Here is a 26,358-nt window from a genome sequence, read left to right as displayed (position 1 = left end):
CCTCGCCCCGGAGGAGTGCATGACCCAGACCCCCACGGCCACCGACCACATTGACGCGATGCTGCATGAAGATCGCGTTATTGCGCCCAGCGCCGAGTTCCAGGCCCGCGCGCGCATCAGCCGCGCCGAGTACGAACGCCGCTACCGCCAGAGCCTGGACGACCCGGACACCTTCTGGAGCGAGGTGGCGGGCGACCTGCACTGGTTTGCCCCCTGGACGCAGGTGCTGGACTGGCAGCCCCCCCATGCCCGGTGGTTCGTGGACGGGCAGACGAATATCGCCTACAACGCGCTGGACCGCCATGTGGCGCGGGGGAGGGGCGACAAGACCGCGATCATCTGGGAAGGCGAGGACGGCGAGGTGCGCCGCTTCACGTACGCCGAACTGCTGCGCGAGGTGAAGCGGGCCGCGAACGCCCTGCAGAACCTGGGGGTACAGAAGGGCGACCGCGTGACCCTGTACCTGCCCCTGACGCCCGAAGCGGCGATTGCCATGCTGGCCTGCGCCCGCATTGGCGCGGTGCACAGCGTGGTGTTCGGCGGCTTCTCGGTGTCGGCACTGGCCGACCGCCTCAACGACGCCCAGAGCAAGCTGCTCATTACCGCCGACGCCGGGCAGCGCCGGGGCGCACTGGTGAACCTGAAGGCCAATGCCGACGAGGCCGCGCGGCTGGCCCCCAGCCTGGAGACGATTCTGGTGGTGTGCCGCGCCGACTGCGACGCCCCCATGCAGCCGGGCCGCGACGTATGGTGGCACGAGGCCCTGGCCGCCGCCAGCGATGAGCACGAGGCCGAACCGCTGGACAGCGAGCATCCCCTGTTCGTGCTGTACACCTCGGGCAGCACCGGCAAGCCCAAGGGCGTGCAGCACACCACGGGCGGCTACATGGTGGGCACCTACCTCACCACGCAGACCGTCTTTGACCTGCAGGACGACGACATCTACTGGTGCACCGCCGATGTGGGCTGGATCACTGGCCATTCCTACAGCGTGTATGGGCCGCTGCTGAACGGCGCCACCGTCCTGATGTACGAAGGCGCGCCCAACCACCCCGACTGGGGCCGCTTCTGGCAGCTGGTCGAAAAGCACCACGTGACCATCCTGTACACCGCGCCCACCGCCATCCGCTCGTTCATGCGCCAGGGCGACGATCTGCCCGCCCGTCACGATCTGAGCAGCCTGCGCCTGCTGGGCTCGGTGGGCGAGCCGATCAACCCCGAAGCGTGGATGTGGTACTGGCGCGTGATTGGCGGCGAACGCTGCCCGGTGGTGGACACGTGGTGGCAGACCGAAACCGGCGCGATCATGCTGACCACGCTGCCCGGCGCCTACCCCAGCAAGCCCGGCAGCGCGGGCCTGCCCCTGTTCGGGGTGGAGCCTGCCATCATGACCCACCGGGGCGAGGAACTGGGCGCCAACGACGGCGGCCTGCTGGTGATCAAGCGGCCCTGGCCCTCCATGCTGCGCACCGTGTACGGCGACGACGAGCGCTACCGCAAGACCTACTGGGGCGAGATTGAAGGCGTGTACTTTGCGGGCGACGGCGCCCGGCGTGACCAGGATGGCTACTACACCGTGGTGGGCCGCGTGGACGACGTGCTGAATGTCAGCGGGCACCGCCTGGGCACCATGGAAATCGAGTCGGCGCTGGTGTCGCACCCCAGCGTGGCCGAAGCCGCCGTGGTGGGCAAGGCCGACGAGGTCAAGGGCGAGTGCGTGGTGGCCTTTGTGCTGCCCCAGAGCGGCTTTACGGTGGACCCCAAAGCGCTGCGCGCCCACGTGAGCAAGGAAATCGGCGCCCTGGCCCGCCCGGACGCCATTTACATTGCCGACGCCCTGCCCAAAACGAGAAGCGGCAAAATTATGCGCCGCTTCCTGCGCCAGATCGCGGCGGGCAAGAGCATTGAGGGCGACACCAGCACCCTGGAAGACCCCGGCGTATTAGACCGGCTGGCCGCCACAGCGGCGGTGTAGGGCGTCAGCTTTGCCAGATGTGCAGCTGCAGGTGATCCTGCACAGGAAACAGGTGGCCGCCTTGCGCGACCACCTCGCCCTGTGCCCACGCGCCGTAGCTCTGGGCCAGCGCGCGGGCATCGGCAGCGGTGACCGTGACGGGCAGACGCCGCTCGAAGGTGGGCGGCTGGGCCGTGGGGGCCGCCTTCCCCAGCGGTAGACCCAGCGCGGCCCAGGTGGCCTGCAGGTGTGCTGGCCCCTGGGCTGCAACGATGAGTGTTCCACCGGGCCTCAGCACCCGCCGAGCTTCCTGCAGGGCCGCCTGTGCGTCCGGCAGATGCGCCAGCACCCGCACGAACAGCACCGCATCAAAACTGGCCTCTGGAAACGGGAGGGCGTCGGCTGTGCCCCTGAGGACACCCTCGCCAGGCGCTGGGTCAACCCCAATCAACCGGCCCGTGTGTCCCCGGGCGTTCAAGGCGCGCAGCCGCCGCCCATCGCCGGCCCCTACATCCAGCACGTCCAGGGTGGGGGAGAGCCGCACGGCGTCCAGCAGCGGCCCATGAGGCCAGGGCAGCCCACACAGACGGGAAAGCAGCGTGTCATACGGATTTCGGATAATCCGTTACAGCCCCTACGCGTCGCTTCGGTGCTTCCACTCCTATCCGTCACCGTTTTTCCTTCTCCCTCCGGTCGGGTTAATCCGTTATGGAATAACGGATTAACCGGAATCCTTATCACGGGCTGGCAAACTCATCACTGGATTGAGGGGTCAAGAAAAATGCCTTTCGTAAGGCTGCTGTGTTCAGCCTGCTGGAGCACGTAGAGTCGCCTCAGAAGCGCGTCGTGGGGTTCACCTGGAAGAAGCACCGTTGTGGTGAGAGTGACGGAAATTCCAGTAGCTGTTGCCTGCACCGCCATGCGCACTGCTTCTACCCGCCGGACCACATCGAGGAGATTCGGGGCGGCCCAATGCACGGCGAATGTGGAGTGACTGACTCGGAACACGGCAGAAGCTGCTGTTACGGAAGACGCATGCAATAGGGCGAGGGAACCCACGAGGCGAACAGCCGCATCGCCCATAGGGAGCCCACGAACATCCATGAAGGCGCCAAGGCGATCTAGTTCGATGAGGGTGATGAATTGTGTCTGGGGCGCGTCCTCGAGTATCAGTGCTCTTCGCCAACTTTCGAAGGAAAGACACCCTGTGGACCAATCTATATCGCTGGACATGCATCCTTTCGCCTGTCAAGGCCAGTTTGAAAAGGGCGGCGTGACTTGCATGCCGCCCTTCCCTTATCCCTTACATCTCCATCCGTGTTTTCAGGAAGTTGGTCATCACGGCGCCGCGCTTGTAGAACGGGTTGTCCATGATCTTGATGTACAGGGGAATGGTGGTTTTGGGCCCCTGAATCACCGTTTCTTCCAGGGCGCGCTTCATGCGGGCAATGGCCTGCTCGCGCGTGTCGTGGTGCACGATCAGCTTGCCGATCAGGCTGTCGTAGTGCGGCGGAATCACGTAGCCGCTGTAGGCATGGCTGTCCACGCGCACGCCAGGGCCGCCCGCAAAGTGCACGTCGTCCATCTTGCCGGCCGCCGGGCGGAAATCCTTGTCGGGGTCTTCGGCGTTCAGGCGGCACTCAATGGCGTGGCCCTGCAGCACGATGTCCTCCTGCTGCAGCTTCAGGCCGTAGCCGGCAGCGATTTCCAGCTGCAACTTCACGAAGTCCAGGCCACTGATCTCCTCGGAGACGCAGTGTTCCACCTGAATGCGGGTGTTCATCTCCATGAAGTAGTAGTTGCCGTCGCGGTCCACGATGAATTCCAGCGTGCCGGCCCCGGCGTAGTTCACGTGCTGGGCCAAGCGCACCCCGGCGGCCAGGATCTCCTGGCGCAGCGACTCGGGCAGCGTGGAGGGCGCCTCTTCAATCAGCTTCTGGTTGCGGCGCTGAATAGAGCAGTCGCGCTCGCCAATGTGAATGACGTGGCCCTGGCCGTCGCCCATGACCTGCACTTCCACATGGCGGAATTCCTCCAGGAACTTCTCCATGATGATCGCGGGGTCGCCAAAGTACAGCCGCGCCTCTTCCTGAGCCTGCGCAAAGCCTTTGGCGAGTTCGTCCTGGGTGCGGATCACCTTCTGCCCGCGCCCACCGCCGCCCGCACTGGCCTTGAGCAGCACCGGGTAACCAATCTGCTTGGCGGCCAGCAGCGCGGCGTCGGTGTCCACCAGCACGCCGGTGCCGGGCACCACGGGCACATTGCTCATGGCGGCGATTTCACGCCCGCCCGCCTTGGAACCCAGGGCGCGCATGCTCTCGGGCGTGGGCCCAATAAACACGATGCCGTGCTCGCGGCACATCTCGGCGAAGTCGGGGTTCTCGGCCATGAAGCCGTAGCCCGGGTGAATGGCCTCGGCGCCGGTCATCAGGGCCGCCGAGAGGATGTTGGGAATATTCAGGTACGACTGGTTACTGGCGGGCGGGCCCACACACACCGATTCATCGGCCAGCAGCACCGGCAGGCTCTTTTCATCGGCGGTGGAATACACCACGACCGTCTTCACGCCCATTTCCCGCGCGGTGCGAATCACGCGCAGGGCGATTTCGCCACGGTTGGCGATCAGGATTTTCTTGAACATAACTTGCCTCCGGCAGGGAGGCTATGGGCTCTGGGCCATGGGCCATGAAGCAAGCAGAGCATCTTCTCTCCAAAGCCCCATGGCCCACGGCTCATGGCTCATGGCCTCTTTACTCGATAATGAACAGCGTCTGACCGTACTCAACCGGCTCGGCGTTCTTCACCAGAATCTCGCGCACGGTGCCGCCCAGTTCGGCCTCGATCTCGTTCATCAGCTTCATGGCCTCGATGATGCACAGCACCTGGCCGGCCTGCACGGTGTCGCCCACCTTCACGTATGCGGGCGCGTCGGGGCTGCTGGCCGAGTAGAAGGTGCCCACGATAGGCGCCTTGACCGGCGTGCCCTTGCTGGCGGCCGGCGCGGGCGCAGCCGGGGCTTCGGCGGCAGGAGCCGGGGCACTGGCGGGGACAGCGGGCGCCGCCGCTGGCGTCTCGGCCAGGGGCGCGGGGGCCGGGGCGCTGGGGGCAAAGGCCGCCGGGGCGGGGGCGCCCATGGGCTGGGGGTGGGGGGCCGGGGCCACGGGGGCGGGGCCGGCCGGGGCGGTCTGCGGACCGCGTTTCAGGCTCAGATCGAAGCTGCCGGTGCGCAGGGCGAATTCGCGCACGTCGGCGCTGGTCAGGGCGGAAAGAATCTGCTTCAGGTCATCCGGGTTCATGGCCCCTCCTTGGTGGTACACAGCGGTCGTGCGGTGGCTGTCTCCCATCATGCAGGCTGGGAGCAGCGGCGGGGTGTCACCCGCAGCCTAACGCTCGTTTGGCTGCACCGAGTCTAACGGCAAAGCGAAGCGCCGCCCCCGGGGATTTCCGGCAGGCGGCGCGCACAGGCATGGGGATTTTAGGCCCGGCTGAGGTACTGACCCGTGCGGGTGTCCACCTTCACGTTGGTGTCCTGCTCCACGAACAGGGGCACCTGCACGGTGGCGCCGGTTTCCAGCTTGGCGGGCTTGGTGCCGCCGGACACGGTGTCGCCGCGCACGCCGGGGTCGGTTTCCACGATCTTCAGGATCACCTGGTTGGGCAGGGTGATGTTCAGCGCCTTGTCGCCGTACATCGCCACTTCCACCTCGGTGTTCTCCTTCATGAACTTGGCGGCGTCGCCCACGAGTGCGCGGGCCAGGGTGATCTGGTCGAAGGTTTCCAGGTCCATGAACACGAAGTCCTCACCGTCGGGGTAGAGGTACTGCATCTTCTTGCCTTCGACGTAGATGTCCTGCAGCTTTTCGCCGCTGTTGAAGGTGCGGTCCACGATGGAGCCGGTTTCCATGTTGCGGAACTTGGTGACCACCTTGGCGCCGCCCCGGCCCATCTTCAGGTGCGAGTACTCCAGGCATTCCCACAGGCCGCCGTCCATTTCCACTTTCGTGCCGTTGCGCAGTTCTGTCACGCTGATCATGGTGTGCTCTCCTTTTGCTGCTGCTGGGTTCTGGCCAGCGGGGCCCGCCTCTGCCCAGGTGCCCTTGGGGGGGCACAGGCGGGGGGCCGCGCGGCAACGCCCCAGAGTCTAAAGCATTTGTGCTCAGTTGCGTGTCCTGCCCCACCGGCCACGGCGGCGCGGGGCGCGGGGGGCAAGCGGACCCTTCCCGCAGGCAGCGGGCGTTTGCTATGCTGTTGCGGTTGCACGCCCGCCCCCGCCCCCCAGCCCCCACAGGCTTACGGCGCGCGCCGGGAGCGGCGGCGAAGAACGCCCGTAAGGAGACACCGCACATGGAACTGAACGCCAAACCCCGCAGCAGCCAGGAAAAACTGGCCGAAGGCATGATCCCCGCCGTGGCCTACAACAAGGACAAGAACGTGTCCTTTGCCATTGACCGCAAGGCCTTTGACCGCGCCTTCCGCCAGCAGAGCACCACGGGGCTCTTCGACATCACCCTGGAAGGCGGCGAAACCTTCCCGGCCCTGGTCAAGACCGTGCAGATGGACAAGCGCAAGCGCGCGCCCATCCACGTGGACTTCTACATGGTCACCTACGGCGAGCCCGTGACCGTGGCCGTGCCTGTGCACACCAAGGGCAAGAGCCAGGGCGAAGTCATGGGCGGCCTCGTGGACGTCGTGGTCCACAACCTGTCCGTCGTGGCCCCCGGCCCCCGCCGCATTCCCCAGGAAATCGTGGTGGACGTGACCAAGCTGAACATTGGTGACCACGTGAGCGCCGGCCAGATCAAGCTGCCCGAAGGCGTGAAGCTGGCCGTGGAAGAAGACCTCGTGGTGATCAGCGTGCTGCCGCCCCGCCTGTCCGAAGGCGAGGCCGCTGCCGAGGCCCAGGCCGCCCAGGTGGCCGGTCTGGTGGCTGCGGGCGAGATCAGCGAGGAAGCCGCCGCCGCCATTCTGGAAGGCGAAGCCACGGTGGAAGAAGTCAAGGCGGAAGCCGCCGGCGAGACCACCGAGGGCGAGAGCGAAGACACCGAGCAGAACGAAGGCTAAGACCTTCTTTAGGGCCCCCAGGCGCTTGCTGCCTGGGGGCTTTTCGTGGTTTGGCGAGGGAGACCTGTCGGTTCATCAGAGGCCTTTGCAGTGCTGAGGGCAGGCGCCGGGGGTCGGCATACTGCTCTTCTGGAAGCGAGAGGAGCTGATGCTCCCGCATTGAGCTGGTGTGCTTGGCAGGGAGAGGGGGCTCTCGGAGCAAACCCAGGCTTCACACCTCCACATGGAAACGACCAGCACGGCTTCGCACTGGTCGTTTGCTAGTGGTGAGGGGCTGGGTCTGCCCCTCTTTACGCCGGACTGGGTTGAACACGTAGGTCGGCACTGGGCTGCTCGTCGTGCGCGGGCAGGGGGCCCAGGGCCACGCGGTTGCTGCCCTCGCGCTGTAGGCTCAGGCAGGTGTCCTCGGCTTCGCGCAGCAGGCTCAGGCCGCTGCGGTGGTCGTCGTAAAAGGCCAGGCCCATCGTCACGGTCACGTTGTGGCCGTCCACCGGGCGCGAGGCCACGCGCAGACGCAGCCGCTCGCACAGGGCGCGGGCCGAGCGGGCATCCGCCGCGCGCAGGGCCAGCACCAGCTGATCATCGCTGAGGTAGCCCAGCATGTCTTCGTCGCGCAGGGCGCCCTGCAGCACCCGGGCCACATGGGCCAGCCGGCGGGCGTCGCCTGGGCCGCCAACCCCCGGCACCGGTGCGTCCAGCGCAATCACCGCCACCCCCAGGCCCTCGGGGCGGCGGGCCACGGCGCCGTCCAGCCAGCGTTTCATGGCGGCGTTTCCGGGCAGGCCCGTCAGGGCGTCGCGCTCGGCCTGGCCGTCGCCCAGCAGGTCGCGGCGCAGGTCAGCCGTGACTCGGCGGGCGGTGGTGTGCTGCCCCACCAGCATCACCGCGCCGGCCAGCAGCAGTTGCAGCGTGGCGCCCACCACCGGCTGCTGCGCCGCGCCGGGCACCTGCAGCACGTAGGCCGCCAGCAGCGCCGCTGTACTGCCCAGCGCCAGCACGCTCAGGGGCAGGCTGCCTTGCCGTCCCAGCATCCACAGGTGCGAGGCCAGGGTGACCGCCGCCCAGGGCCCCAGGGTGCCCAGGGCCTGCAGTTGTCCCTGTTCGGGCACCCGGAACAGCACATGCCACAGTTGGCTGAGCATGTAGCCCCAGGACACCGCCAGCAGCAGGCCGTGCAGCACCTGCAGCGGCGCGTGGGTCAGGGCGGTGACCGCCAGCAGGCCCGCCACCAGGGCGCAGGTTACGGCCAGGGTGGCATGCTCAAAGGCGTCCAGCGGCAGAGAGACCAGCTTGAGCAGCATGGCGCCCAGCACCACCACCAGCACATGGGTGCTCAGCAGGCGACGGTCAATGGTGCCCCCGCCCAGGATGGGACAGGCTGCTCGCCGGGCGGCGAGGTCAGGCAGGAAGCGGCGGAGAGGGGGGCGCATGGTAAGGGCAGTTCATCACGCCGTCTCTCACCGCCGCCTGACAAGTGCGGTCTTGAAGTGCGCCTGCGACCCTAAGCTGGCCTTCATGATCTGGGGAGGGGGGTGGTCACCTGCACGCCCGCCGCCTCCAAGGCCGCGCGCAGGTCGCGGGCCAGCTCGGCGGCTTCGGCGCCGTCGCCATGCAGGCACAGGGTCTGGGCGGGCACCGCCACCACCTCGCCGCTGACGGCCAGCGCGTGCCCCTGGGTGGCAATGCGGACGCCCTGCGCCACCGCCTGGGCATGGGGCAGCAGGGCGCCGGGCTGGCTGCGCGGCCACAGTTGCCCGTCCGGCCCGTAGCCCCGGTCGGCAAAGCCCTCGCCCAGGGCGGTCAGGCCCAGGGCATGGGCCTCGCGCAGCATTACGCTCTGGGCCCCGGCCAGGCCGAAGTACAGCGGCAGGCCAGCGTCGGCCGCCGCCTGGGCAATAGCGCGGGCCAGGGCCGCGTCTGTGGCCGCCATGTTGTACAGCATGCCGTGGGGTTTGACGTGGGCCAGCGCCACCCCCTCGCGCGCCGCCACCGCCTTGAGGGCCTCGATCTGGTCGCGCACAAAGGCCGTCACGTCCTCCGGGGCAAAAGTCATGGCGCGGCGCCCGAAACCTTCGCGGTCGGGAAAGCCGGGATGGGCCCCGGCTGCCACCCCAAAGCGCGCGGCAAGGCGCAGGCTGTCACGCATGGTCTCCAGGTCGCCCGCGTGGCCGCCACAGGCGATGTTGGCCGAAGTGACAGCCGCCATCACCGCTTCCTCGTGCGCGCTGCCCTCGCCCAGATCGGCGTTCAGGTCCATTGGCATGGAGGCAGCATAGCCCCCACGCAGTGGCCCGGCCGGGCCAGGGGTAATTTAGGGAAGGCAGAAGATGCGGCGTTCTCGTTGAGGAGGTCGTAGGGAGGCGCGGGCCTCTGGGCTCAGAGTGGCGCCCGGCGTCGGCCCGGGTTTTCCACTGAAGGGCTCTGGGGCGGATGAAGTGTGTGTTGGGGAAGACGGCGGTGCCTACAGCATTCAGGGGGCGCCTGTTGGTCCCCGGGTGAAACGGGCTGCCGCCCTCAGACCGAGGCGAAATGCAGGCGCAAGGCCGTTTCGGCTTGCCGCAGGGCCCGTTCCTGGGTGATCAGCGCCTGCCGGGCCACGGCGAGGGGCACCGCTTCAAACTGCAGCGTGTCCCCGGGGCGCAGTTGCCCCAGCCGGGGCTGATCGGCCTGAATCACCACCAGTGGGGTGGGATAGCCGCCGTGGGTGCCAGCGTCGGGCAGGAGCAGGATGGGGCGGCCATCTGGGGGCAGCTGCACCAGCCCTGGCACATTGGGCACGCTGGGGCGCGTGGGGTCGTGCGGGGCCGGCACCGCTTCGGTCAGGCGCACGCCCATGCGGTCGGCCTGCGCGCCCACGGTGAACACCGGCCCACAGAGGTGGCCCTCCAGGGCAGGGGTCAGGTCCGGGGTGGGCAGAACCCGCAGGCGGTGGTGGGGGCCGAGGGGGGTCCGCACCTCGGGCGAGGGGTGAGCCCGTGGGGCCGGGGCCAGGGCCGCTGCGCCCCAGGTCAGCCGGTCCCCGGCACGCAGGGCGCGGCCCTCCAGGCCCCCGAACCCGCTGCGGGGGTCGGTGGCGCGGCTGCCGAACACCTCCTGGCCGTCCAGCCCACCCCGAACCGCCAGAAAGGCGCGCAGTCCGGCCGGCGTGCCGCGCACGTCCAGCGTCTGCCCGGCCTGCACGGCCACGGCGCGCCACAGGGGCAGCGGGATGCCGTCCAGCGTGGCCCCGAACGGCGCCCCGCACAGGCTGACTAGGGCCGGCGCTTCAAAGCGCAGCGCCGGGCCAAGCAGGGTCAGTTCCAGGCCCGCAGCGGTGCCGGGGTTCCCCACCAGGGCGTTGCCCAGGCGCCGCGCGGTGGAATCGGCCGCGCCGCCGCCCGGCACGCCCAGCGCCCGAGCCCGGCGGCCTGCGTCCTGCACGGTGGTCTGCAGCCCGGGGCGCAGCACCACCAGGGCCCGCGATGGCTGGGCCGGCTCAGCCACGCTGGGCCTCGAAGCGCACCCGGTCGCCGGCCCGCCACGGCACGGGTTCGGGGCGCGACAGGTCAAAGGCCTGGAAGGTCGTGTGCCCCACCAGGCGCCAGCCGCCTGGCGTGGCGCGGGGGTAGACCCCGGCCCAGGGCCCACCCAGGGCCACGCTGCCGTCTGGCACCTGCTCGCGGGGGGCCGCCAGCCGGGGCATCTGCAGGGCGGGCGGCAGGCCGGTTAGAAAGGCAAAGCCGGGGGTGAAGCCCAGGAAGGCCACCTCGAAGGTCAGCGCACACAGCGCCTCCACCAGCGCCGCCTCACTGAGCCCGGCGTGGGCCGCACACCAGGGCAGATCAGGGCCACCGAAGGTCACCGGAAGGGTCAGCTCCCGGGCCGGGGGCGCGGCCTCGGCGGTCAGGGTGCTGTACGCGCCGCGCACCGCCTGTTCCAGCCCTGCGGCATCGGTGTGCAGTGGATCAAACAGCAGCGTGACCTGGCCCAGCGCGGGGGCGGCGTCCAGCAGGCCGGGGGGCGGCTGCCGCCAGAGCCGGGCCAGCAGGGCGCGCGCCGCTGGGGTGCGCACCACCAGCGCCGCGTCGCCCAGGGGCTCGAAGATGGGCGCGGACATGGTGGCAGCATAGCCGGGGGCGGGCCGCTAGGCTGTGCCCATGCGTTCCCGCATTGTTCGCGCCGTGGCGGTGCAGCCCCAGTGGCATGCCAGCGACTTCGTTTCGGCCCCGCGCTTTCGCCAGTGGCTGCGCGCGCAGCTGGACGCGGCCCGGCCCCACCTCGCCCCGGACCGCCCGAATCTGGTGGTGCTCACCGAATTGAACGGGCTGCCGCTGGTGCTGCGCGGTGGGGGCTGGGCGCTGCGGCTGGGCACCTTTCAGCGGGCAGCGCTGGCACTGTTCCTGGCGCGGCTGCCGCGCACGCTGCCCCTGATGCTGCGCGAGCGGGTCTCGCCGGTGCGGGCGCTGCAACTGGCGGGCATCGACGAGAACACGGCGCTGTACCTGGACACCTGCCGGGCCCTGGCGCGCGAATACGGCGTGTACCTGTGCTGCGGCTCGGCGCCCATGCCCCGCTATGAGCGGTCAGGGACTGGCCTGCGCCGGGTGCCGGGGGTGCTGACCAACCAGACGGTGCTGCTGGACCCGCAGGGCGACCTGATCGGCACCGCCGACAAGGTGCACCTCACCCCGGACGAGGAGGCGGGCGGCGTGGACCTGAGCCCGGGGCGGCTGGACGAGCTGCGGGTGTTTCCCACCCCGGCGGGCGACCTGGGCGTGGCGATCAGCCTTGACGCCTTCCGGGCCGATGTGATTGGCCGCCTGGAAGCGCAGGGCTGCACGGTGCTGCTGCAACCCGACGCCAACGGCTCGCCCTGGACCGCCCGCGAGGGGCTACCGCCAGACCCGGACGACGTGCGCGACCAACCCGTGGCGTGGCTGGAAAGCAGCTGGCAGGTGACCGCCACCAGCCCGCAGATTCGCTACGCGGTCAATCCGATGGTGGTGGGCAACCTGCTGGACCTGACCTTCGATGGTCAGAGCGCGATTACCGGCCCGGCCGAGGAGGCCCCGGCGCCCCGCAGCTACGTGATGACCGAGCCGCGCCCCGGCTTTCTGGCCCTGGCCCCCTGGGTGGGGGACGGGCCGCACGAGAGGCTGCGCACCCTCGGCACCCAGCGCGCGGCGGGCAGCGGGCACCCCGACGAAAATGCCTACCACACCGGCGTGCTGAGCGCCGACCTGACCCTGCCCCCCCTGACCCGCCCGGCCCCCCCGGCCACCCCCCACGAGGAGTCCCTGCGCGCCCTGCTGCGCGGCGAGGCGCACCTACCCCGCTCGTGGCCGGCATGGCTGCCCCTGGGTCTGGGGGCGGCGGCGCTGCTGCTCTGGCGGCACAGGCGTTGACAAGGTGGGCGCGTGCTCATATACTTCCCCTCGCGCTTAAGGACACCTGACAGCGCGCCCCACCACACAGGGGGGGTTGGCCGAGTGGTTGAAGGCAACGGTCTTGAAAACCGTAGTAGGGCAACCTACCGGGGGTTCGAATCCCTCACCCCTCGCCAAACATGACAATGCACGGCCTCATGGAGAGGTGGGTGAGCGGCTTAAACCAAGCGTTTGCTAAACGCTCGTACGCCTTAAAAGTGTACCGCGGGTTCGAATCCCGCCCTCTCCGCCAAGCAGTGCCAAGTGTGTGCCCGTAGCTCAGCTGGATAGAGCGTCTGACTACGGATCAGAAGGCCAGGAGTTCGAATCTCTTCGGGCACGCCATAAGAACCCCCTCCTAGAGGGGGTTTCTGCTTTTGTCTCCCGGCGCCCAGCCGGCCTTGTGCGTTGTGGTCAATCTCCGCCTTGTCTCATCTTGCTTGTTGCTCAACACCGCTGCTGTCAGGTGCCAGGGCTCGGGCACTGCGGGGGTGCCCGCCGCTCCTGTGAGCTAACCTGCGCTTCCCGGTGGGCTTAATGTTCGGCGATTACGAGGACTGGGCAGAAGAATACCGCGATCTGTCGGCGGTCCACAAAGAACGCTGGCGGGCGTTCCGGAAGGCCGTGTTGGAGCCGTTTCAGAAGTATCAGGTGCCGGTGATTGCCATGGGCAACGGCACGCCGAAGGAAGCGGTGTGTCTGGTCTTTGAGAAGGTGAATACGGGTGGCGTGAGCCTGACCGTATTCGAGTTGCTGACAGCAACGTTCGCGGCAGAGAATTTTCATCTGCGGGAGGCGTGGCTGGGTGATCCGGCCACCGGGACGACGGGCATTCAGGGCCGCCTGCACAAGCATCAGGTGCTGGGGAATGTGGAGAACACGGACTTCCTGCAAGCGGTAACCTTGCTCGCGACGCGGACGCGGCGGCTGGCGCAGTTGCAGGCCGGGAAGACGGATTCAGAGGCGGCAGCCGTGTCTTGCAAGCGCAAGGACGTGCTGAAGCTGTCGCTCACGGAATACCAGCAGCACGCGCCGGCGGTGGAACAGGGGTTTATTCGAGCGGCGCAGTTCCTGCGGACGCAGAAGATGTTTACGGCCCGTGACCTGCCGTACCGGACGCAACTGGTGCCTATGGCGGCGGTGCTGGCCATGCTGGGGGAGAAGGCGCAGAGCGTGGCGGTGCAGGACAAGCTGGCCGAATGGTACTGGAACGGCGTGTTCGGCGAGCTGTACGCCAGTGCCACCGAGACGCGGTTTGCCAAGGACTTCCCGGAATTGCTGGCCTGGATGGACGGGCAGGACGCGCCGGACACGGTGCGGGAAGCCAGCTTTAATGCGCAGCGCCTGGATGACCTGAGAACCCGGAACAGCGCGGCGTACAAGGGTGTGTACGCCCTGCTGATGCGGGACGGCGCACAGGATTTCCGCACGGGTCTTCCGGCCACGGACACGGCGTATTTCGACGAGAGCATCGATATTCACCACATCTTCCCGCAGGACTGGTGCGAGAAGCACGGCATCAAGAAACGGGTGTACGACAGCGTGATCAACAAGACGCCGCTGGCCTACAAGACGAACCGCAAGATTGGGGGCAGCGCGCCGAGCGTGTACCTTGCCCGGCTTCAGAAAGGGGATAAGGACACGCCCCCGGTAGAAGGGGCGCGTCTGGATGAGATTCTGGAAACCCATGTGATTGACGTGGCGGCCCTGCGCCGCGACGACTTCGAGGGCTTCTTCACAGCTCGCCGAACGGCGCTGCTGGACCGGATTGCGGGGGCAATGAAGAAGCCTGTGGTGGGTCTTGAAGCCTGATGGGGGCTGCTGGGCCTATGGGTTGAGCAGGTGCCTCAGCTTGCGTTTCGGCCAGACGAGCTGCACCAATCCCACGATGATCAGCGAGAACGTGGCGTATATCAGGGTGGTGCGCCACCACCACCAGGGCAAGATGGCCTGACCACTCGCCGAGGCAGCTGAACTGACCGCGATAAAGCCGATGAGCATGCCAATGATCCAGGGCAACAGCGTGTTGGGTCGCTCGTGCGTCTGCGCCTCCAGTTTGGTGCCGTGGCGCATGGATCTGGCCTTGGTGACCAGGAGCAGTGCGGCAGCCAGGAGGGCCGGAACGATCAGGCCTACGAGTGCGCTGCTCCAGGAAAACACGTCTGGCGCTTCATTGGCCCAGGAGGCCTTTGCCGGGGGGTACTGGGGTGGTTTGGGGGTCTGGCAGGTGCTGTTCAGCGTGAAGTTCTGGGTGGTCCCAGAGAAGGCAGACTTGCAGGTTTGCTGCTGGGGGGGAGGGGCGTCGTTCGCCGTTGTGTTCTTGACGGCCGGAACGTCGGCCCAGATTTTGGGGCTGGTGTACGCTGCATAGTTCCCAACGAGGGTCAGGGCCGTCAAGGCGATGGCCAGCGGTTTGAGCAGGTGAACTGGCTTCAGGAAGCTGATGAGAAGCAGCGCTGCTGATAGGCCGAGTCCTGCCCACAGGAGCCACCACAGAGCAGGTGAAGTCCCGTCGGATGAATTCAGGTGAACCTGCAGTTGAATCAGGTGGGCAGCGTGGGCCACGTACGAGGCCAGCAGCACCCAGGGGATCAGCAGAATCACGGCGTACATCTGGCGCATCCAGCGGGTATGGGCCATGACATCCACATCTGTTCGCTCCTGAGGCTGGGCAGCGCGATCGGGAAAGGTGTTGGGCATGAGGGCATTCCACACACGGAAAATCACCAGCTTGTTGTGAATGTACCCAGTGTGATTGGGGGCAACCAGTGCCACGTTCGCGTTTGCGGTGTAGATGTTGTGAATTCTTGATGGCAATGGCATCTGTGGCAAATCCCAGCTGGGGCCAACAGTGTGAATGGTGCCGCCGATTGGATCGCCTTCCTCGTAGAAGTTTTGCCACACGAGGGGCTTGATGCGGTCTTCGAACAGCTGCCCGCGTAACTGCTGGATGGTCTTGATATAGCGAGGCGACTGCCCCTGGAGGGCCTCGAAGAAGTAGGCGAACTTGTCGATGGGGCTGCCGTACGTGATGAAGTCGCTGATCTGCTCCAGGCTTCCAGGGTGATCGCGTTTTAGGGCCAGCAGGGTGTCGTGCGCAATGACCGAACCCAGGCTGTGGGCTATGACGATCACCCGGTCGTACTGGGGTTTTTCGTGTGGCTGGCCAGCTGATTTTGGAATTCGCAACACGTCCCTGAAGACGTCGCTGGACCTGTCCAGGATGGCTCTTCTGACCTTGAAGCCCTCCTCGGTTTCCTGGTAGGTGGCCCACTGCACCACATCGCCCATGAACTTGCTGAAGAACGGACGGATGCCGAACGCCCAGGCCAGCGTCACGATCACGCTCATGGCGATCAGGGGATAGATGTACCATCCATCAACGACATTGCTGTAGCTCAGCCCATATCGCGCGGCCCACTTTGCCAGGGGTTCCTGCTGAAAGAACTGCGCGAGCCCTACGACGGCTTCCGTCACAAAGAGCGCGAAGACCAGGGTCGCCAGGATCATGCTCAGGACCACCCAGATGGCGCTCAAGTCGTTGCTTTTCGTCAGCTTCTGCCAGCGATCTGCTGCGGGCTGCGGTGGAGTCGGTGCGGCGCGTGCATACTCGAAGAAGCTGCCGTGTGGCTTCTGCTGAGCGAAATGCTCGTACTGGGCTCTTAGGGTGTGGCTATCTTGTGGGGTCATGTGTCTGGTGGTCACGCCCTGCCCCAGCACCCCCAGTTTCAGCCGGCTGAGTTCTGCCCACCGGGAATGGCGACGGAGAAACGGCACGACCAGTTGCTTGCGCATCCAACTGAGCACGGTGGTGGCGGCCACGTTCGGCGCTTTCGGGGCCCAGTACACCTCGTGTACATCCAGTGTCGACCCGTTCGGCAGCGTGACATTGAGGGAGTGGTGTGGGTCGGATGGGGTGGAGGGATGGGTCTGGACGACAGGTGTGAAGGTGTATGTAGAATCAACCTTCCTCCAGTAGGTCTCGAGGCTGTTCAGGAGGGTGGTGGGGTCGCACAGACGTGTCTGGTCCCCCATTCCGTGAACGTAGATCACTGCCAGCCTTTCGGCAGGTGGCAATGGAGGACGGGCATTCGCTCCATCGTCTGAGGATGAGATTCCAGTGGCTGGTTGTGGCGCGCCTGAACCCTGCTCGGTGCTCATGGTGTCCCTCCTGGCCCCGGGCGGCGGGGTTGCGTGAATCGTAAGCTGGCGCGCGTGACCAACCCGTGACTGCTTCGGTGCCGCTGGGCTGCCTGGCGTGCGGCAGCGCCGTGAACGGCCCAGAGCCTCTGCTGGCCGCGTTTCGCTGCCGCCCCGCCTGGCCCCGAGGTCGCTGAGTGGCCTGCTAAGGTTCCGGCGTGCCTGGATCTGGAAGTGCAGGGGACGGGTCGCTGCGGGTGGGGGCGATGGTCAGCGGGAGGCCGCCGTGGGTATTCGCGGCTGAGCAACTGCCACAGGTGGAGCAGGTGGTGCCGCGCGTGGTGGTGCTGGCCGGGCACACCGTGCGTCGCTTCGATGTGCCGCAACTGGAACGACTGCTGGGCGCGCGGGTGGTGGATACGCTGGAACTGGCCTGTCTGGTGTTTCCAGGAGAGCCGTCGCAGGCGCTGGACAAGCTGTACCGGGAACACACGTCATTGAGTGATCCGGTGCTGAACGGCGTGGAGTCCGCGCAGATACTGGCGCGCTGTCTGCGGGCGCTGCCAGACCTGCCGGGGCTGGTGCGGGGGCAGCCCATCGCCTGCTGCCCTCCGGCGTCACCCATGACCTCATTCAGGCGGCTTCGCCTGGCGTTCCCGAAGATTGGTCGGCGTTCGGCGCCCTGCCGCTGCGAGGCGACTGGCGCGCGCTGCGGGCGTTCATGGACGGGCTGCCAGAGCGTCACTGGGAGAATTCGGGTGCAGTGGTGTTCCTGCACTGGGTGCTGCGGTGACCTTGCCTCGCGCCGCCCTGCGTGGATCACGCAAGAAGCAGGACAAGCGAGGCCACTATCTTCTGTGGAAGTTTATTTCGTTCGCCCCAGGCCAGTCTGATACGGGTTCCGGATCATCCGTGACAGCCTCTGCGCTTCGCCTCGGTGCTCCCAGGCCTCTCCGTCACCGTTTTTCCTTCTCCCTCCGGTCGGGTTGATCGGTTATGGAATAACTGATGTACCGGAATTCTTATGAGCCACCCACAGCTACTGTGAAGTGAACGGTGCAGGCTGTCCAAGGTGGTAGGGGACGACGCCAAATGACTTAGCGCCTTCGCGCGGGTCTGGCGAGGGCTGCCTTTCAAGAATGATTTGGGTCGGCGCTCGTACAAATCCCTCATGCCGCCTGCCATGGCGTTAGCCTTCCCGCTCACAACGTCGCCCACCAGTCGCGCAGACTGCGCTCCGTCAGCATCTCTTCGGGGACGCGGCGGTTGTTCAGCAGCATAGGCTCAATCCGTTTCTGAAGATCCTCGGGAAGCCAGGTTAGGTGGGACCGGCGGTGTGTTTTGGTGTTTTGAACCGCGAGCCCTTCTGGACAGTTGATGCGCGGGTCCAGCAAGGCGTTGAGCATGGCTTGATAGGCACCCAGGGCCGGAACAACAGGTGGCAATCCAGCCTCCTGAGCCCGGCGCGCGGCCTGTGCGGCAATAGCCAGGCCTGGCCAGTCCAGATCGCCCACATAATCAATCCGCCGCAGCGGCTGCCCGACCCTCTGGCGGTAGAGCTCTGAGGCCTGAATGTCCGTAAAGGCGCGCACTGATTGCTGAAAGCTGCCACCGCCGCCAAACGCCACCACGCCGTAGGGGCGGCGGGCGAGCGCTCGGAGCACCCCCAGAGCAAGGTTGTAGGGTTCTTTGTTCTCGAACACCAGCGCTACTGGTGGACCACCAACGACTTCATGGGCCAGGGGGAGCGTGTCCGAAGCGCAGTTCAGGAGGGCCGGGGTCAGACGCCCCTTCTTGAACAGCACACCGTCCAGCAGCACCCCCAGGCGCTTGTCATCGCCAGTGAGCTGAATGGAACGGTGCCGGAGCGGGGCCGCGTCCTTGAACCAGCCCTCTTTGAGGCCCTGTTCGACCCGCAGGAGAAAGGCATCATGGGCCTCGTCCAGCGTTTCCATGTCCAGGAGCCATTCCAGTTCCGGCGGCCAGTACCGCGTTCGCCACCAGGCCTCGCGCGCGGGCTTGGGCACAGCGACGCGGCTGACCCGCGAAGGCAAGGGAGGCTGACCAGAGGGATCCCACAACTTGCCCTTCTGCGGCGGAAGCCGGATGACGCCCTGTTGCTCGGCATACCGTAAGGCGTCCAGAAGCCAGACCCGCCGGTCTGGAATGCCGGGCCGATGGGCGAACACCTGGGTGAATTCAGCATGCAGTTGGTCCAGCGAAATACTGACTCTGCCCGGGCGCAATTCCAGTTGCCGCAGACGCTCGGTGAATTCCTTGGTCCAGCGGGGATCAGCGCCGTTGTTGGGGCTCTCGCTCATTAGCGAACCACCTCCGTTTCGTGGCGTCCCAGCCTGGCCAGTTCCACCAGGCGGTGGCCGGTCTTGAGATTGTGCTTCTCGTTGCGCAGTTGCACCACGTTGGGCATGGTGCCGACAGCTTCCATGTCCTGCACCCCGGTGGCGTAGATCAGCTGAATGGACATGGCGCGGGCCATCTCGCGTTGCAATTGCAGCAGCTTGACGCGCGACGCCGCTCCCACCGGGTTATCCAGCAACAGGGTTCCCGTGGCCTGCACATCCAGGCCGCGTTCGCGGGCGCGCTGACGGGCCAGCGTGCAGTACAGCAGCACCGCGCTCGTCAGGCGCTCACCGCCACTTTCTTTGGCCATGGCTGTGATGGGAAGATACCGGGGCGGCGCGTCCACATCAGGAAACAGCACCTCCACGCGAATAGGCTGCGCGAGCTTGCGCACGGCCCGCTGCACCAGCTCGGCGCCCTTGGTCTCGGCCCTGTCCAGCACGATATCGTCCAGCAGAGCGCCAATCCGGGCGCGCCGTTCGGCCTGGGGCGGCAGGTCAGGCAAGGTGATCTTGAGGAACCGCTGTCCCGTCAGGCGGCCTGCCCCTTCGGGCAGGGTGGAATGAGCCGCGAGGCCCCTCAGCAGGGTCATGCCCCGTTCGGCCAGCCCCAGCGTCTCCGTAATGAGTACTTCGCGGTGCTGCTCGAACTGCTGCAAGAGGCCCTCAATATTGAGCTGCCGGATCTCCAGCTCCTCGCGCAGCTGCCCGGCATTGAGTTCCAAGTCTTCGGGTGTCCACGCCAGGAGCGACTTGACGAATATGACAGGGCTCCCAGAGAGGGTTCGAAAGAACGTTCGGCCGGCGGCCTCCTGGCGGCGTGCTAAGTCTTGCCAGCGTTGCTGCTCGTGATCAAGGGCGGCGGCCAGATCATCGAGGTGGGCGGCGACGTCCTGATCTCGCAGGGTGACCTTGGCAGGTGTCGTGGAAGGTTGGGCCTGAAGGAGTTCCTGATACCGCTCGGTCAGCCCCCGCGCTTTTGCCCGTTGCTCTTGCCAGAAGCGCAGTGGGGGTTCGGCGGCCCGTTTGGCCTTCTGAAGGTGTTCAAGCTGGTCGCGGCACAGGGCTTCCTGATCTTCGGTCTGGAGAGCCTGCCGCCTGACGTCCTGAGCGAGTTGTAGGAGCGCTTCCTCGCTCAGCTCGTCCTCTTCTGGGGTGAGCCGCCACTTGAGCTGCGAATACTCGCGTTCGTGGTGTGCCAGTTGCTCGGTAACGCCGTGCCGGGCAGTCCTCAGCCGCTGGGCTTCGGCAAAGGCGGCGTCTCTGTGCACTTCAGCCGCTCTGGCTTGTTCGTGTACGCGCTCCTTATCGGCCAGCGTGTCCAGCGCCCGGCGCACCGCCGGTTCCTGAATGCCGCTGGGGCAGCTGCGCTCGAAGCGTTCGCGCGCTGCCTGGAGCCCCTCCTGGGCGGCCTGCCGCTTCAGCCTGAGTTGGTGGTCCAGCGTTTTTTGATCCAGCGCTTCACACAGCAGGCGGTGCCGCCCCCGACAGGTTTCGACATCTTCGGTGGTGGCAGAAAGGGGGCCCGACTCTAGATATGGCACGGCGCGCGCTTCATGTTCGGCAGCGGCGGCACCCAGCTCAAGGTGTTTGGCCAGGTCCAGCAGGTGGCGTGCCTGGCCCTCGGCGGTTTTGGCCCGCTCGTCGTTGAGGTCCGCCTCCTGTTCCAGGGTCCGCGCCTGCCGCTCATCCTGATCAACACTGTTGCCAAGTTCGCGCTCCTGACGTTCATCCCCGTGCCGTTCCAAATGGGTTTCCAACCGCTGGCGGTGCTGGCGCGCAGCTTCTGCAGCCTGACGGCACGCTTCCAGTTGAAGGCTGAGCTCCTGCAGGCGAGCCTGCCGCTGGTGCTGCTCTGCGCTCAGGTCGCTCAGATGGCCCTGTGCCGCCTGCTGCGCCGCGCGGTGGGCCGTCACCTCGGCTTCACGCGCCTCGAAGAAGCCGGGCAGATGCTGCTGCAAATAGGTCTCAAGCTGGTCAAGCGCTTCTCGCAGGGTCTGGCGTTCACGCTCGACCTGCACTTGCTCGGCCTGGAGGCGTTCCAACCGCAACTCGCGGACCACCGCCTCACGGGCACCAGCGTCCGCGTCAAAATGGGCGTCGCTGGTCGGCCCAACAAGGAATCTCCCCTCTGGTTCCTGCCCCGGGTCAACGCTGAAGGCTTGCTGACGAGCCGCCACCACCACGGGCGTCTCGAGCGCCGCCGACGTTGCCAGCAGCACGCGCCGGGCCCGTTCAAGGTCCTGATCCCGGACCAGCACGCCCTGCACCAGTTCGGGCGCCCGTTCGATAAAGGGACGTGCTGCAGAGCGGGGGAGTTGCTGCGCGACATGTTCCCAGCCTGACCAGCAGGCGAGACCGGCTTCCTCCAGCAGCTGGCAGACCGCAGCCACGTCCCGGGTGGGGGGCAGCAGTGAGCGAACCCGGAGCGCTTCGAGCACGCGCGCCTCCTCGCCCTGCTGGGCCCGGAGCTCGAGAAGTTGCCGCTCCAGCTCTGTGCGCTCCCGAATCAGGATCTGGACCGTTTCATTGGACAGGGGAACCAGGTCCGGTTCCTTGTCCATGAGGCGCGTCAGAACGGGGTGGTTGGCCATGGCCTGGCGCGCCTCGCGTGCCTGCAGAAGCGCCGCGTAGGCCTGCTCATAGCGTTCTTCGGCGTAATGGCAGTGCCGTTCGGCAGCAAAGTGCTGTTCACGCCACACCTGCGTTTGCTGTTCCAGCAGTTGCTGTTCCCCTTGCAGTGCTTCTTCGTTGAAGGTGGCGTCGGCCTGCTGGTGTTGCCAGCGGGCCAGGCCCACGGCCAGCGCTTCTTCTGGTCCGAGTGTGCCTCCTGCACGCAGCTGCTGCAGCGCCCAGCGAAGGTCTCCGAGACGGTCGCGGCCAGTCTGGGCCCGCTCTGCTGTGCGCCCTGAAAGTTTGCGTGCGCCTCTGGCTTCCTGAGCCGCCTGGGCGGCTGCCTGTTCCAGAACAGCGGCCTCAGCCTGCCGGCGCTGGGCCTCAGTGCGCCCCTGCTGCGCCCGGGTGAGCAGTGCGCCCGCCAGCTGACGGGCCGAGTGCCGAACGTCAGCCCAGTCCGGGGCCAGCGCCTCATCCTGCGCCTGAAGCAGGGCTTCAATCACGCGCAACTGCTCTTCATGCCGCTCTACATCCAGCAGGGCGGGGGCCTGCCGCCAGATCTGCCGGGCGTGTTCGGCGTCCCGCAGGTGCTGCTCGGCGGTGGCCGCCTCGGCCGTCAGGCGCGCGGTCTGTTTGACCAGCTGCCGGCGCTCCAGGGCCCGCCAGTGATGCAGCTGATCCTGTTTCTTCCGCTTCAGTTGCCCCAGCGACTCCTGGGCCTGTTCGGTCTGGGTGTCCAGGTCCGCGATGGCTGTCTCGGCCTCGACCTGCCGTGTGTGGGCATGAAGCCCGGTCAATTCCAGTCTGGTCGCCACTGCGCCCAGGCGCTCGCGGGCGGCCTGCCGCTCAGTGCCCACCGTCTGAATGTCCTGTACCGGGCCAAGAAGCTGGCGGATCAGGTCCAGGCCGGGCAGGTGCTGCTCTATGCGCTCCCTGAGCCCTTCGCGGAAACCAGCGAGATTTCTCGCTACCGCCTGACCATGCGTCGGCTTCATGGCCAGTCCCAGAAAGAAGTTCACGAATTCGTCGCTTTCCCGAAAACGGAAGAGGTCCTCGGCGCCGCCCTCGCGGGCATTCATGACACGCTGATAGCCAAACAGCTCTGGATCAATGCGCACCTCTTCCAGCACGCGCTGCCACTCGTGAAGGTGGTGGGTTTCATGCCCCTCGGCACTGGGGTGCGCTTTGGTCAGGTTCTGCCACGCCTGCTTGAAGCCGTGGAGCGTCAGGGGCCGCTGACGCTCATCGCGCAGGGGAAGTTGGTCCAGCGTGAGCCTGGGGGGCTGCACCCGGGCGGCGAAAAACAGCCGCTCCAGGGTATTGGCCTCGCGCGCGCTCCATTCGTAAAAGGCCCCGGTCAGATACCACTGCGGCGGATCACCCTTGGGCGTGTCCAGCTGCCATTCGGCCACAATGATCGCCCGCGTCTCTGGGAGCACATAATCTTCCAGCGCGCGGTCGTGCTGGCCCGCCTTCCCCAGAAACTGGCGCCGGTTCGGCTGCAAAAGTGAAAAAAACAGATTGAGCATGGACGACTTGCCGCCGCCGTTGCGCAGCCAGAGGGTGGTGTCCACGCCGCGCCCTACAGGATCGTGCAGGGGGATGGTGACATCGTCAAAGCGGGCTTTGGGGTGCCCGACATTGACCAGACGCAGTTTGGTGAGCTGAGGCATCAGAGCTTCTCCTGCGAGGGGTTCAGGGCGCGCTTGACAGCGGCGTGCGCTCGGCTGGCCGCGTACTCCTGAACCAGAACCTGGTAGCGCCAGAGGGGCCGGTAGACCTGGCCCTTGTGCTGAAAGCAGTGTTGTTTGCACAGGTAGTCCAGCGCGTACTCGATGATCCGGTGCGTGCTGAGGGGGGAAGACCGCTGGTCTTTTGTGCTGCGCTGGGCCTGCCTATGCTTGTACACGCGCCACGCCTCATAGAGGCCACCAGCCTCTTCAGGTATGGGATCGGGCTGCTGCTTGGCCGCTTCATCCAGGCGGTTCACGAGTTGGCGCAGCGTCTCTTCAATCTCGGTCACCGTGACGGGATTGCGGACGGTGGTGGGATCGCCCAGCAGATCCATGGCCCGTGGATAGACTGTGGCCGCAATCGCCACCTGAACAAGGCCGTCCAGTAGGCGGGTGTCTTCACTGCTCGAAGGGCGGTAGTCGCTGGCCTGGGTCGCAAAAGCCGAGCCTGGCAAAGGGGCCAGCACCATACCGTGCTCTGTACTGGCCTCCAGAATCTCCAGCTCCAGGCCTTCGGCAAAGCGCCGGACCACCTCGCGGAACTCTAGGCGGTCAAGGTAGCGGGCGAGGAGTGCCCGGTACTCGTCGTTGCGTTTTGGGTGGGCGCCATTCCGCAGGCCCCACTGCACCAGACGGCCAGCCGCGTAAGGCGCGTCGTCAGCGCCCATCATGGGGTGGCCTCCGGGTCAGCCGCCGACCACTGCAAGTCCAGATCGTGACCGTAAAACCCTGCGGCTTCAAACTGGGTGCCCGTCTGTTCGGCCCGCAGCAGGCTGGGGCGGTCATTCTCGAATGCCTGCAGGGCGCGCAGCCCCAGGTATTCCAGAACGGGTGCGGGCTGAGCATCTTGCGCCGCCCAGCACAGTACCTGCGAGAGGCGCGCCGCACCGCGCTGCAGGTAAGGCTCGCCACTAGCCTGCACCTCGGGGGGATAGTGCAGAGGATCAGGAAGCGCCGCTTCCCACACGAGTTCGGAGGCTTCACTGCTGGTGGCAGGCAGGGTCCGTTTAGGCCGGAGAAGCCATGAAGTGAGGTCGCTGAGGGAGAGACTCTCGGGCGCCTGCGCTGGCAGCAGCGCGGCCCGAATCGCGTCGGCCCTGGACGGCAGGTCGGGGCGCCCCTGTTCACCCTCCAGCGCGGCCAGTGCCTGGTCTCTGGGCGCGGCGAGCAGGGGTTCAAGCACCTCCCTGAACAGGTCCGGCAGATGCGTGCGTGGCCGGGGGGCGAACGCCTGCCGGTCTTGCTCTGTAAAAAAGACTTCGCGTGCCCCCAGCAGAACGTGGTGCAGATGGGTATGGCGTAGGAAGCATTCGTCAATCAAGGCGGCAATGCGCGCCACCTGCTGCGCTTCAGGACTCCCCGGCGACAGGTGCTCAAGTCGCTCACGCGCCGTTTGAATCACCTCCTGTTCCACCCGTAGCCGCCCCTGCAGGTGACTGAGGCCTTCACCCAGCAGCCGCGGCATATCTGTTCGCCAGTCCACCTGGCGCATATCGCGCCGGGTCTCACGCAGCAGCCGGTCAAATTTCTCCTGAAGTTGCACGGAGCGGGCGCGTGCGTCCCGGGCAAACTGAACCGCTTCTTCAAAACGGCCACGTTCAATCTGCGACTGAATGACGCCTTCTAAGGCGGCCTGGGCATCTTCAATTTCGAAATCGAGCGCGCTGAGAAAGAGGTTGGTGGCCTCTACGGACAGCCGCAGGGCAAAGCGCTCGTCGTCTATAAACTGCTCTTCCAGGAGGTGAAACGCCACCTCTCGGATCACAGGGCGCCCTTGATCAAAGTCGGTATAGGTGGCGCGGAAAGGGCGCCGGGCTTCTTCATCGTTGCGCAGACGGCTCAGCAGCCTAGTGGCGAAGGCCGCATGCTGCCCACGGTCGGGCGGCACCCCTGCGGCCAGGTCCATCTGGTGTAAAAGAGGCAGGAGTTCACGGATGACGGTCTCCTCATTCACCTCGGCGCCGAAGCCGCTCGACTCTACAATCAGGTCGAAGGCCCGCAGGGTCAGGGCGATGGTGTCGTAATGTCGCGTGCCCTCATCGCGCCGGGCGTCCCACTCGCGCAGGGCCAGAAGAGGCTCCAGGGCCAGCAGCACACGCGAGCGTTTGGCCAGGGCCGGCGGCCAGGTGACCTTGCGCGGCTCTGGGCGGGGGACCTGCCGCATGAGCCGGTCTTCCCACTCCACGGGAACGGGTGCCGGCCCCAGTGCCCGGCCCAGGGCCACCACCTCGTCCAGGTGAGTGTCCACCACCCCCGCGCAATCAGCGCAGGTCTCCAGATGTGCCTCCATCCCCTTCGCCTCGGCCTCGGGCAAGCGACCTGCCGCGTAGGCCAGCAACTTGGCCCTGTCAGGATGATTCATCTTCCTCCCAGCCCAACTCGTGGGCCCGCTGGCGCAGACGTCTGACCACTGCCGCAACTCTACTTTTGACCGTACCGACCGGAATTCGCTGCAGGTCGGCGATTTCCTCGTACGTGAAGCCGCTGTACCACCGCAGGATGACCAGTTCCAGGTTCCAGCCACTCAGGCCTTCCAGGAGCCGCTCCACATCAGCCCTCTGTTCAAGACGTTCGAGAGTGGGCGGCGCTTGAAGAAAGGGAAGATAGACCTCAAGGGCCGTATCGACCGGGGCAGTGAGACGGCGCCTGAACCAGGCCCGCTGCAGCGCCAACCGGTAAAGTTCGCGTTTTGGGATCTGACCATGAAGGTGCTGCAGTTGGATCGCCTTGTCACGAAATGCAAGGAACGTTTCGTAGACCGCCTGTTCGATGTCGTCTGGGCTCCTAAGCAAGTGTTGCAGAAGCCCATGGATGTACCCCGATTCTCGCCGGTACAGTTCGCGAAAGGCCTGCTCGCTTCCGGCAAGAATCAGCTCCAGAAGCGTCTCATCTGGCAGGTCTTCCATACCTCTGAGCGTAACTACTTCAAGTCATTTTGGTTTGCTGATTTAACATTGAACTGTTAATTGGGGAAACCGAGCTTCTGCAAGGAGGCTGAATTGCGCTTAAGTTGGCACCCCACCGGGTCCCGTGCTCCAGGAGGGCGGCCGGAGGCTTCGGCGCGTCCATGGCAGCCCTGTCCACCCCAC

Annotated in this window: 20 protein-coding genes and 3 tRNA genes; 9 read left to right on the top strand and 14 right to left on the bottom strand. The window is 66.3% G+C overall.

Features of this window, described 5'->3' with window-relative positions; genetic code table 11:
* The first annotated feature begins 19 nt into the window (after positions 1–19).
* Positions 20–1,975 (top strand): acetate--CoA ligase, encoded by a 1,956-nt coding sequence (gene acs / locus KMW22_RS09115; RefSeq protein WP_235692789.1) that lies wholly within the window; start codon positions 20–22, stop codon positions 1,973–1,975.
* A 4-nt stretch (positions 1,976–1,979) separates the two neighbouring features.
* Here acs and KMW22_RS09110 read toward each other — a convergent pair whose 3' ends face one another.
* The 4 genes from KMW22_RS09110 to efp all read right to left on the bottom strand — a co-directional run bounded on the left by KMW22_RS09110 (position 1,980) and on the right by efp (position 5,987).
* On the bottom strand, positions 1,980–2,498 hold the full coding sequence (locus KMW22_RS09110) for a class I SAM-dependent methyltransferase (protein ID WP_328774644.1): 519 nt from the start codon (positions 2,496–2,498) through the stop codon (positions 1,980–1,982).
* Positions 2,499–3,257: 759 nt separating this feature from the next.
* The gene (gene accC / locus KMW22_RS09105; protein ID WP_221089721.1) at positions 3,258–4,595 is read right to left on the bottom strand and encodes an acetyl-CoA carboxylase biotin carboxylase subunit; all 1,338 of its coding nucleotides are present in this window, start codon (positions 4,593–4,595) and stop codon (positions 3,258–3,260) included.
* Between the two features lie 109 nt (positions 4,596–4,704).
* Positions 4,705–5,250 carry an acetyl-CoA carboxylase biotin carboxyl carrier protein gene (accB, locus tag KMW22_RS09100; RefSeq protein ID WP_221089720.1) on the bottom strand — a complete coding sequence of 182 codons (546 nt, stop codon included), beginning with the start codon at positions 5,248–5,250 and terminating at the stop codon, positions 4,705–4,707.
* A 179-nt stretch (positions 5,251–5,429) separates the two neighbouring features.
* Positions 5,430–5,987, bottom strand: coding sequence for an elongation factor P (gene efp / locus KMW22_RS09095; protein WP_221089719.1), 558 nt, complete (start codon positions 5,985–5,987; stop codon positions 5,430–5,432).
* A gap of 311 nt (positions 5,988–6,298) precedes the next feature.
* On the opposite strand from efp, the gene KMW22_RS09090 reads away from it, so the two are divergent.
* Positions 6,299–7,015, top strand: coding sequence for a 50S ribosomal protein L25/general stress protein Ctc (locus KMW22_RS09090; RefSeq protein ID WP_221089718.1), 717 nt, complete (start codon positions 6,299–6,301; stop codon positions 7,013–7,015).
* Positions 7,016–7,305: 290 nt separating this feature from the next.
* Here KMW22_RS09090 and KMW22_RS09085 read toward each other — a convergent pair whose 3' ends face one another.
* From KMW22_RS09085 to KMW22_RS09070, 4 genes are all read right to left on the bottom strand, one after another.
* Positions 7,306–8,445: a GGDEF domain-containing protein gene (locus KMW22_RS09085; protein WP_221089717.1), complete on the bottom strand. Its 1,140-nt coding sequence runs from the start codon at positions 8,443–8,445 to the stop codon at positions 7,306–7,308.
* Between the two features lie 83 nt (positions 8,446–8,528).
* Positions 8,529–9,278 (bottom strand): 5-oxoprolinase subunit PxpA, encoded by a 750-nt coding sequence (pxpA, locus tag KMW22_RS09080; RefSeq protein ID WP_221089716.1) that lies wholly within the window; start codon positions 9,276–9,278, stop codon positions 8,529–8,531.
* Between the two features lie 251 nt (positions 9,279–9,529).
* A complete protein-coding gene (locus KMW22_RS09075; RefSeq protein ID WP_328774643.1) occupies positions 9,530–10,498 on the bottom strand; it encodes a 5-oxoprolinase subunit C family protein in 969 nt (322 codons plus the stop codon).
* Entirely contained in the window at positions 10,491–11,111 is a 621-nt protein-coding gene (locus tag KMW22_RS09070) for a 5-oxoprolinase subunit B family protein (protein ID WP_221089715.1), read from the bottom strand. Before KMW22_RS09070 ends, KMW22_RS09075 begins: the two co-directional genes overlap by 8 nt.
* A gap of 40 nt (positions 11,112–11,151) precedes the next feature.
* Between KMW22_RS09070 and KMW22_RS09065 the strand changes: the two genes are divergently transcribed.
* The 5 genes from KMW22_RS09065 (at position 11,152) to KMW22_RS09045 (ending at position 14,232) form a co-directional block, all read left to right on the top strand.
* On the top strand, positions 11,152–12,399 hold the full coding sequence (locus KMW22_RS09065; RefSeq protein ID WP_221089714.1) for a nitrilase-related carbon-nitrogen hydrolase: 1,248 nt from the start codon (positions 11,152–11,154) through the stop codon (positions 12,397–12,399).
* Positions 12,400–12,469: 70 nt separating this feature from the next.
* Positions 12,470–12,557: transfer RNA gene (locus tag KMW22_RS09060), tRNA-Ser, on the top strand.
* 23 nt (positions 12,558–12,580) lie between these two features.
* Positions 12,581–12,673, top strand: a tRNA-Ser gene (locus KMW22_RS09055).
* A gap of 15 nt (positions 12,674–12,688) precedes the next feature.
* Positions 12,689–12,765: transfer RNA gene (locus KMW22_RS09050), tRNA-Arg, on the top strand.
* A gap of 192 nt (positions 12,766–12,957) precedes the next feature.
* Complete coding sequence (locus KMW22_RS09045) at positions 12,958–14,232, top strand: hypothetical protein (protein ID WP_221089713.1); 1,275 nt, start codon at positions 12,958–12,960, stop codon at positions 14,230–14,232.
* A 15-nt stretch (positions 14,233–14,247) separates the two neighbouring features.
* On the opposite strand, the gene KMW22_RS09040 is transcribed toward KMW22_RS09045, so the two are convergent.
* The gene (locus KMW22_RS09040; protein WP_221089712.1) at positions 14,248–16,581 is read right to left on the bottom strand and encodes an alpha/beta hydrolase family protein; all 2,334 of its coding nucleotides are present in this window, start codon (positions 16,579–16,581) and stop codon (positions 14,248–14,250) included.
* Between the two features lie 317 nt (positions 16,582–16,898).
* On the opposite strand from KMW22_RS09040, the gene KMW22_RS09035 reads away from it, so the two are divergent.
* Positions 16,899–17,453, top strand: a complete 555-nt coding sequence (locus KMW22_RS09035) for a hypothetical protein (protein ID WP_221089711.1) — start codon at positions 16,899–16,901, stop codon at positions 17,451–17,453.
* A gap of 309 nt (positions 17,454–17,762) precedes the next feature.
* Here the strand turns inward: KMW22_RS09035 and KMW22_RS09030 are convergent, their stop codons facing one another.
* Together KMW22_RS09030 and KMW22_RS09025 are read right to left on the bottom strand one after the other, a co-directional pair.
* Positions 17,763–18,881: a hypothetical protein gene (locus KMW22_RS09030; protein ID WP_221089710.1), complete on the bottom strand. Its 1,119-nt coding sequence runs from the start codon at positions 18,879–18,881 to the stop codon at positions 17,763–17,765.
* Positions 18,881–22,039: a coiled-coil domain-containing protein gene (locus KMW22_RS09025; protein WP_221089709.1), complete on the bottom strand. Its 3,159-nt coding sequence runs from the start codon at positions 22,037–22,039 to the stop codon at positions 18,881–18,883. The genes KMW22_RS09030 and KMW22_RS09025 overlap by 1 nt, the downstream gene beginning before the upstream one ends.
* On the opposite strand from KMW22_RS09025, the gene KMW22_RS09020 reads away from it, so the two are divergent.
* A complete protein-coding gene (locus tag KMW22_RS09020) occupies positions 21,974–23,047 on the top strand; it encodes a hypothetical protein (RefSeq protein ID WP_221089708.1) in 1,074 nt (357 codons plus the stop codon). The genes KMW22_RS09025 and KMW22_RS09020 overlap by 66 nt on opposite strands.
* Positions 23,048–23,208: 161 nt before the next feature.
* On the opposite strand, the gene KMW22_RS09015 is transcribed toward KMW22_RS09020, so the two are convergent.
* The 3 genes from KMW22_RS09015 to KMW22_RS09005 are packed head-to-tail and all read right to left on the bottom strand — an operon-like array spanning position 23,209 to position 26,175.
* Positions 23,209–23,940 (bottom strand): hypothetical protein, encoded by a 732-nt coding sequence (locus tag KMW22_RS09015; protein ID WP_221089707.1) that lies wholly within the window; start codon positions 23,938–23,940, stop codon positions 23,209–23,211.
* The gene (locus tag KMW22_RS09010; protein ID WP_221089706.1) at positions 23,937–25,631 is read right to left on the bottom strand and encodes a zf-HC2 domain-containing protein; all 1,695 of its coding nucleotides are present in this window, start codon (positions 25,629–25,631) and stop codon (positions 23,937–23,939) included. The genes KMW22_RS09015 and KMW22_RS09010 overlap by 4 nt, the downstream gene beginning before the upstream one ends.
* A complete protein-coding gene (locus KMW22_RS09005; protein WP_221089705.1) occupies positions 25,618–26,175 on the bottom strand; it encodes an RNA polymerase sigma factor in 558 nt (185 codons plus the stop codon). The genes KMW22_RS09010 and KMW22_RS09005 overlap by 14 nt, the downstream gene beginning before the upstream one ends.
* Positions 26,176–26,358: the final 183 nt, after the last annotated feature.

Origin of the sequence: Deinococcus aquaedulcis, from assembly GCF_019693445.1 — a bacterium.
GTDB lineage: Bacteria > Deinococcota > Deinococci > Deinococcales > Deinococcaceae > Deinococcus > Deinococcus aquaedulcis.
The sequence above is the reverse complement of the archived record's forward strand: the minus strand, read 5'-3'. Positions and strand labels throughout refer to the sequence as shown.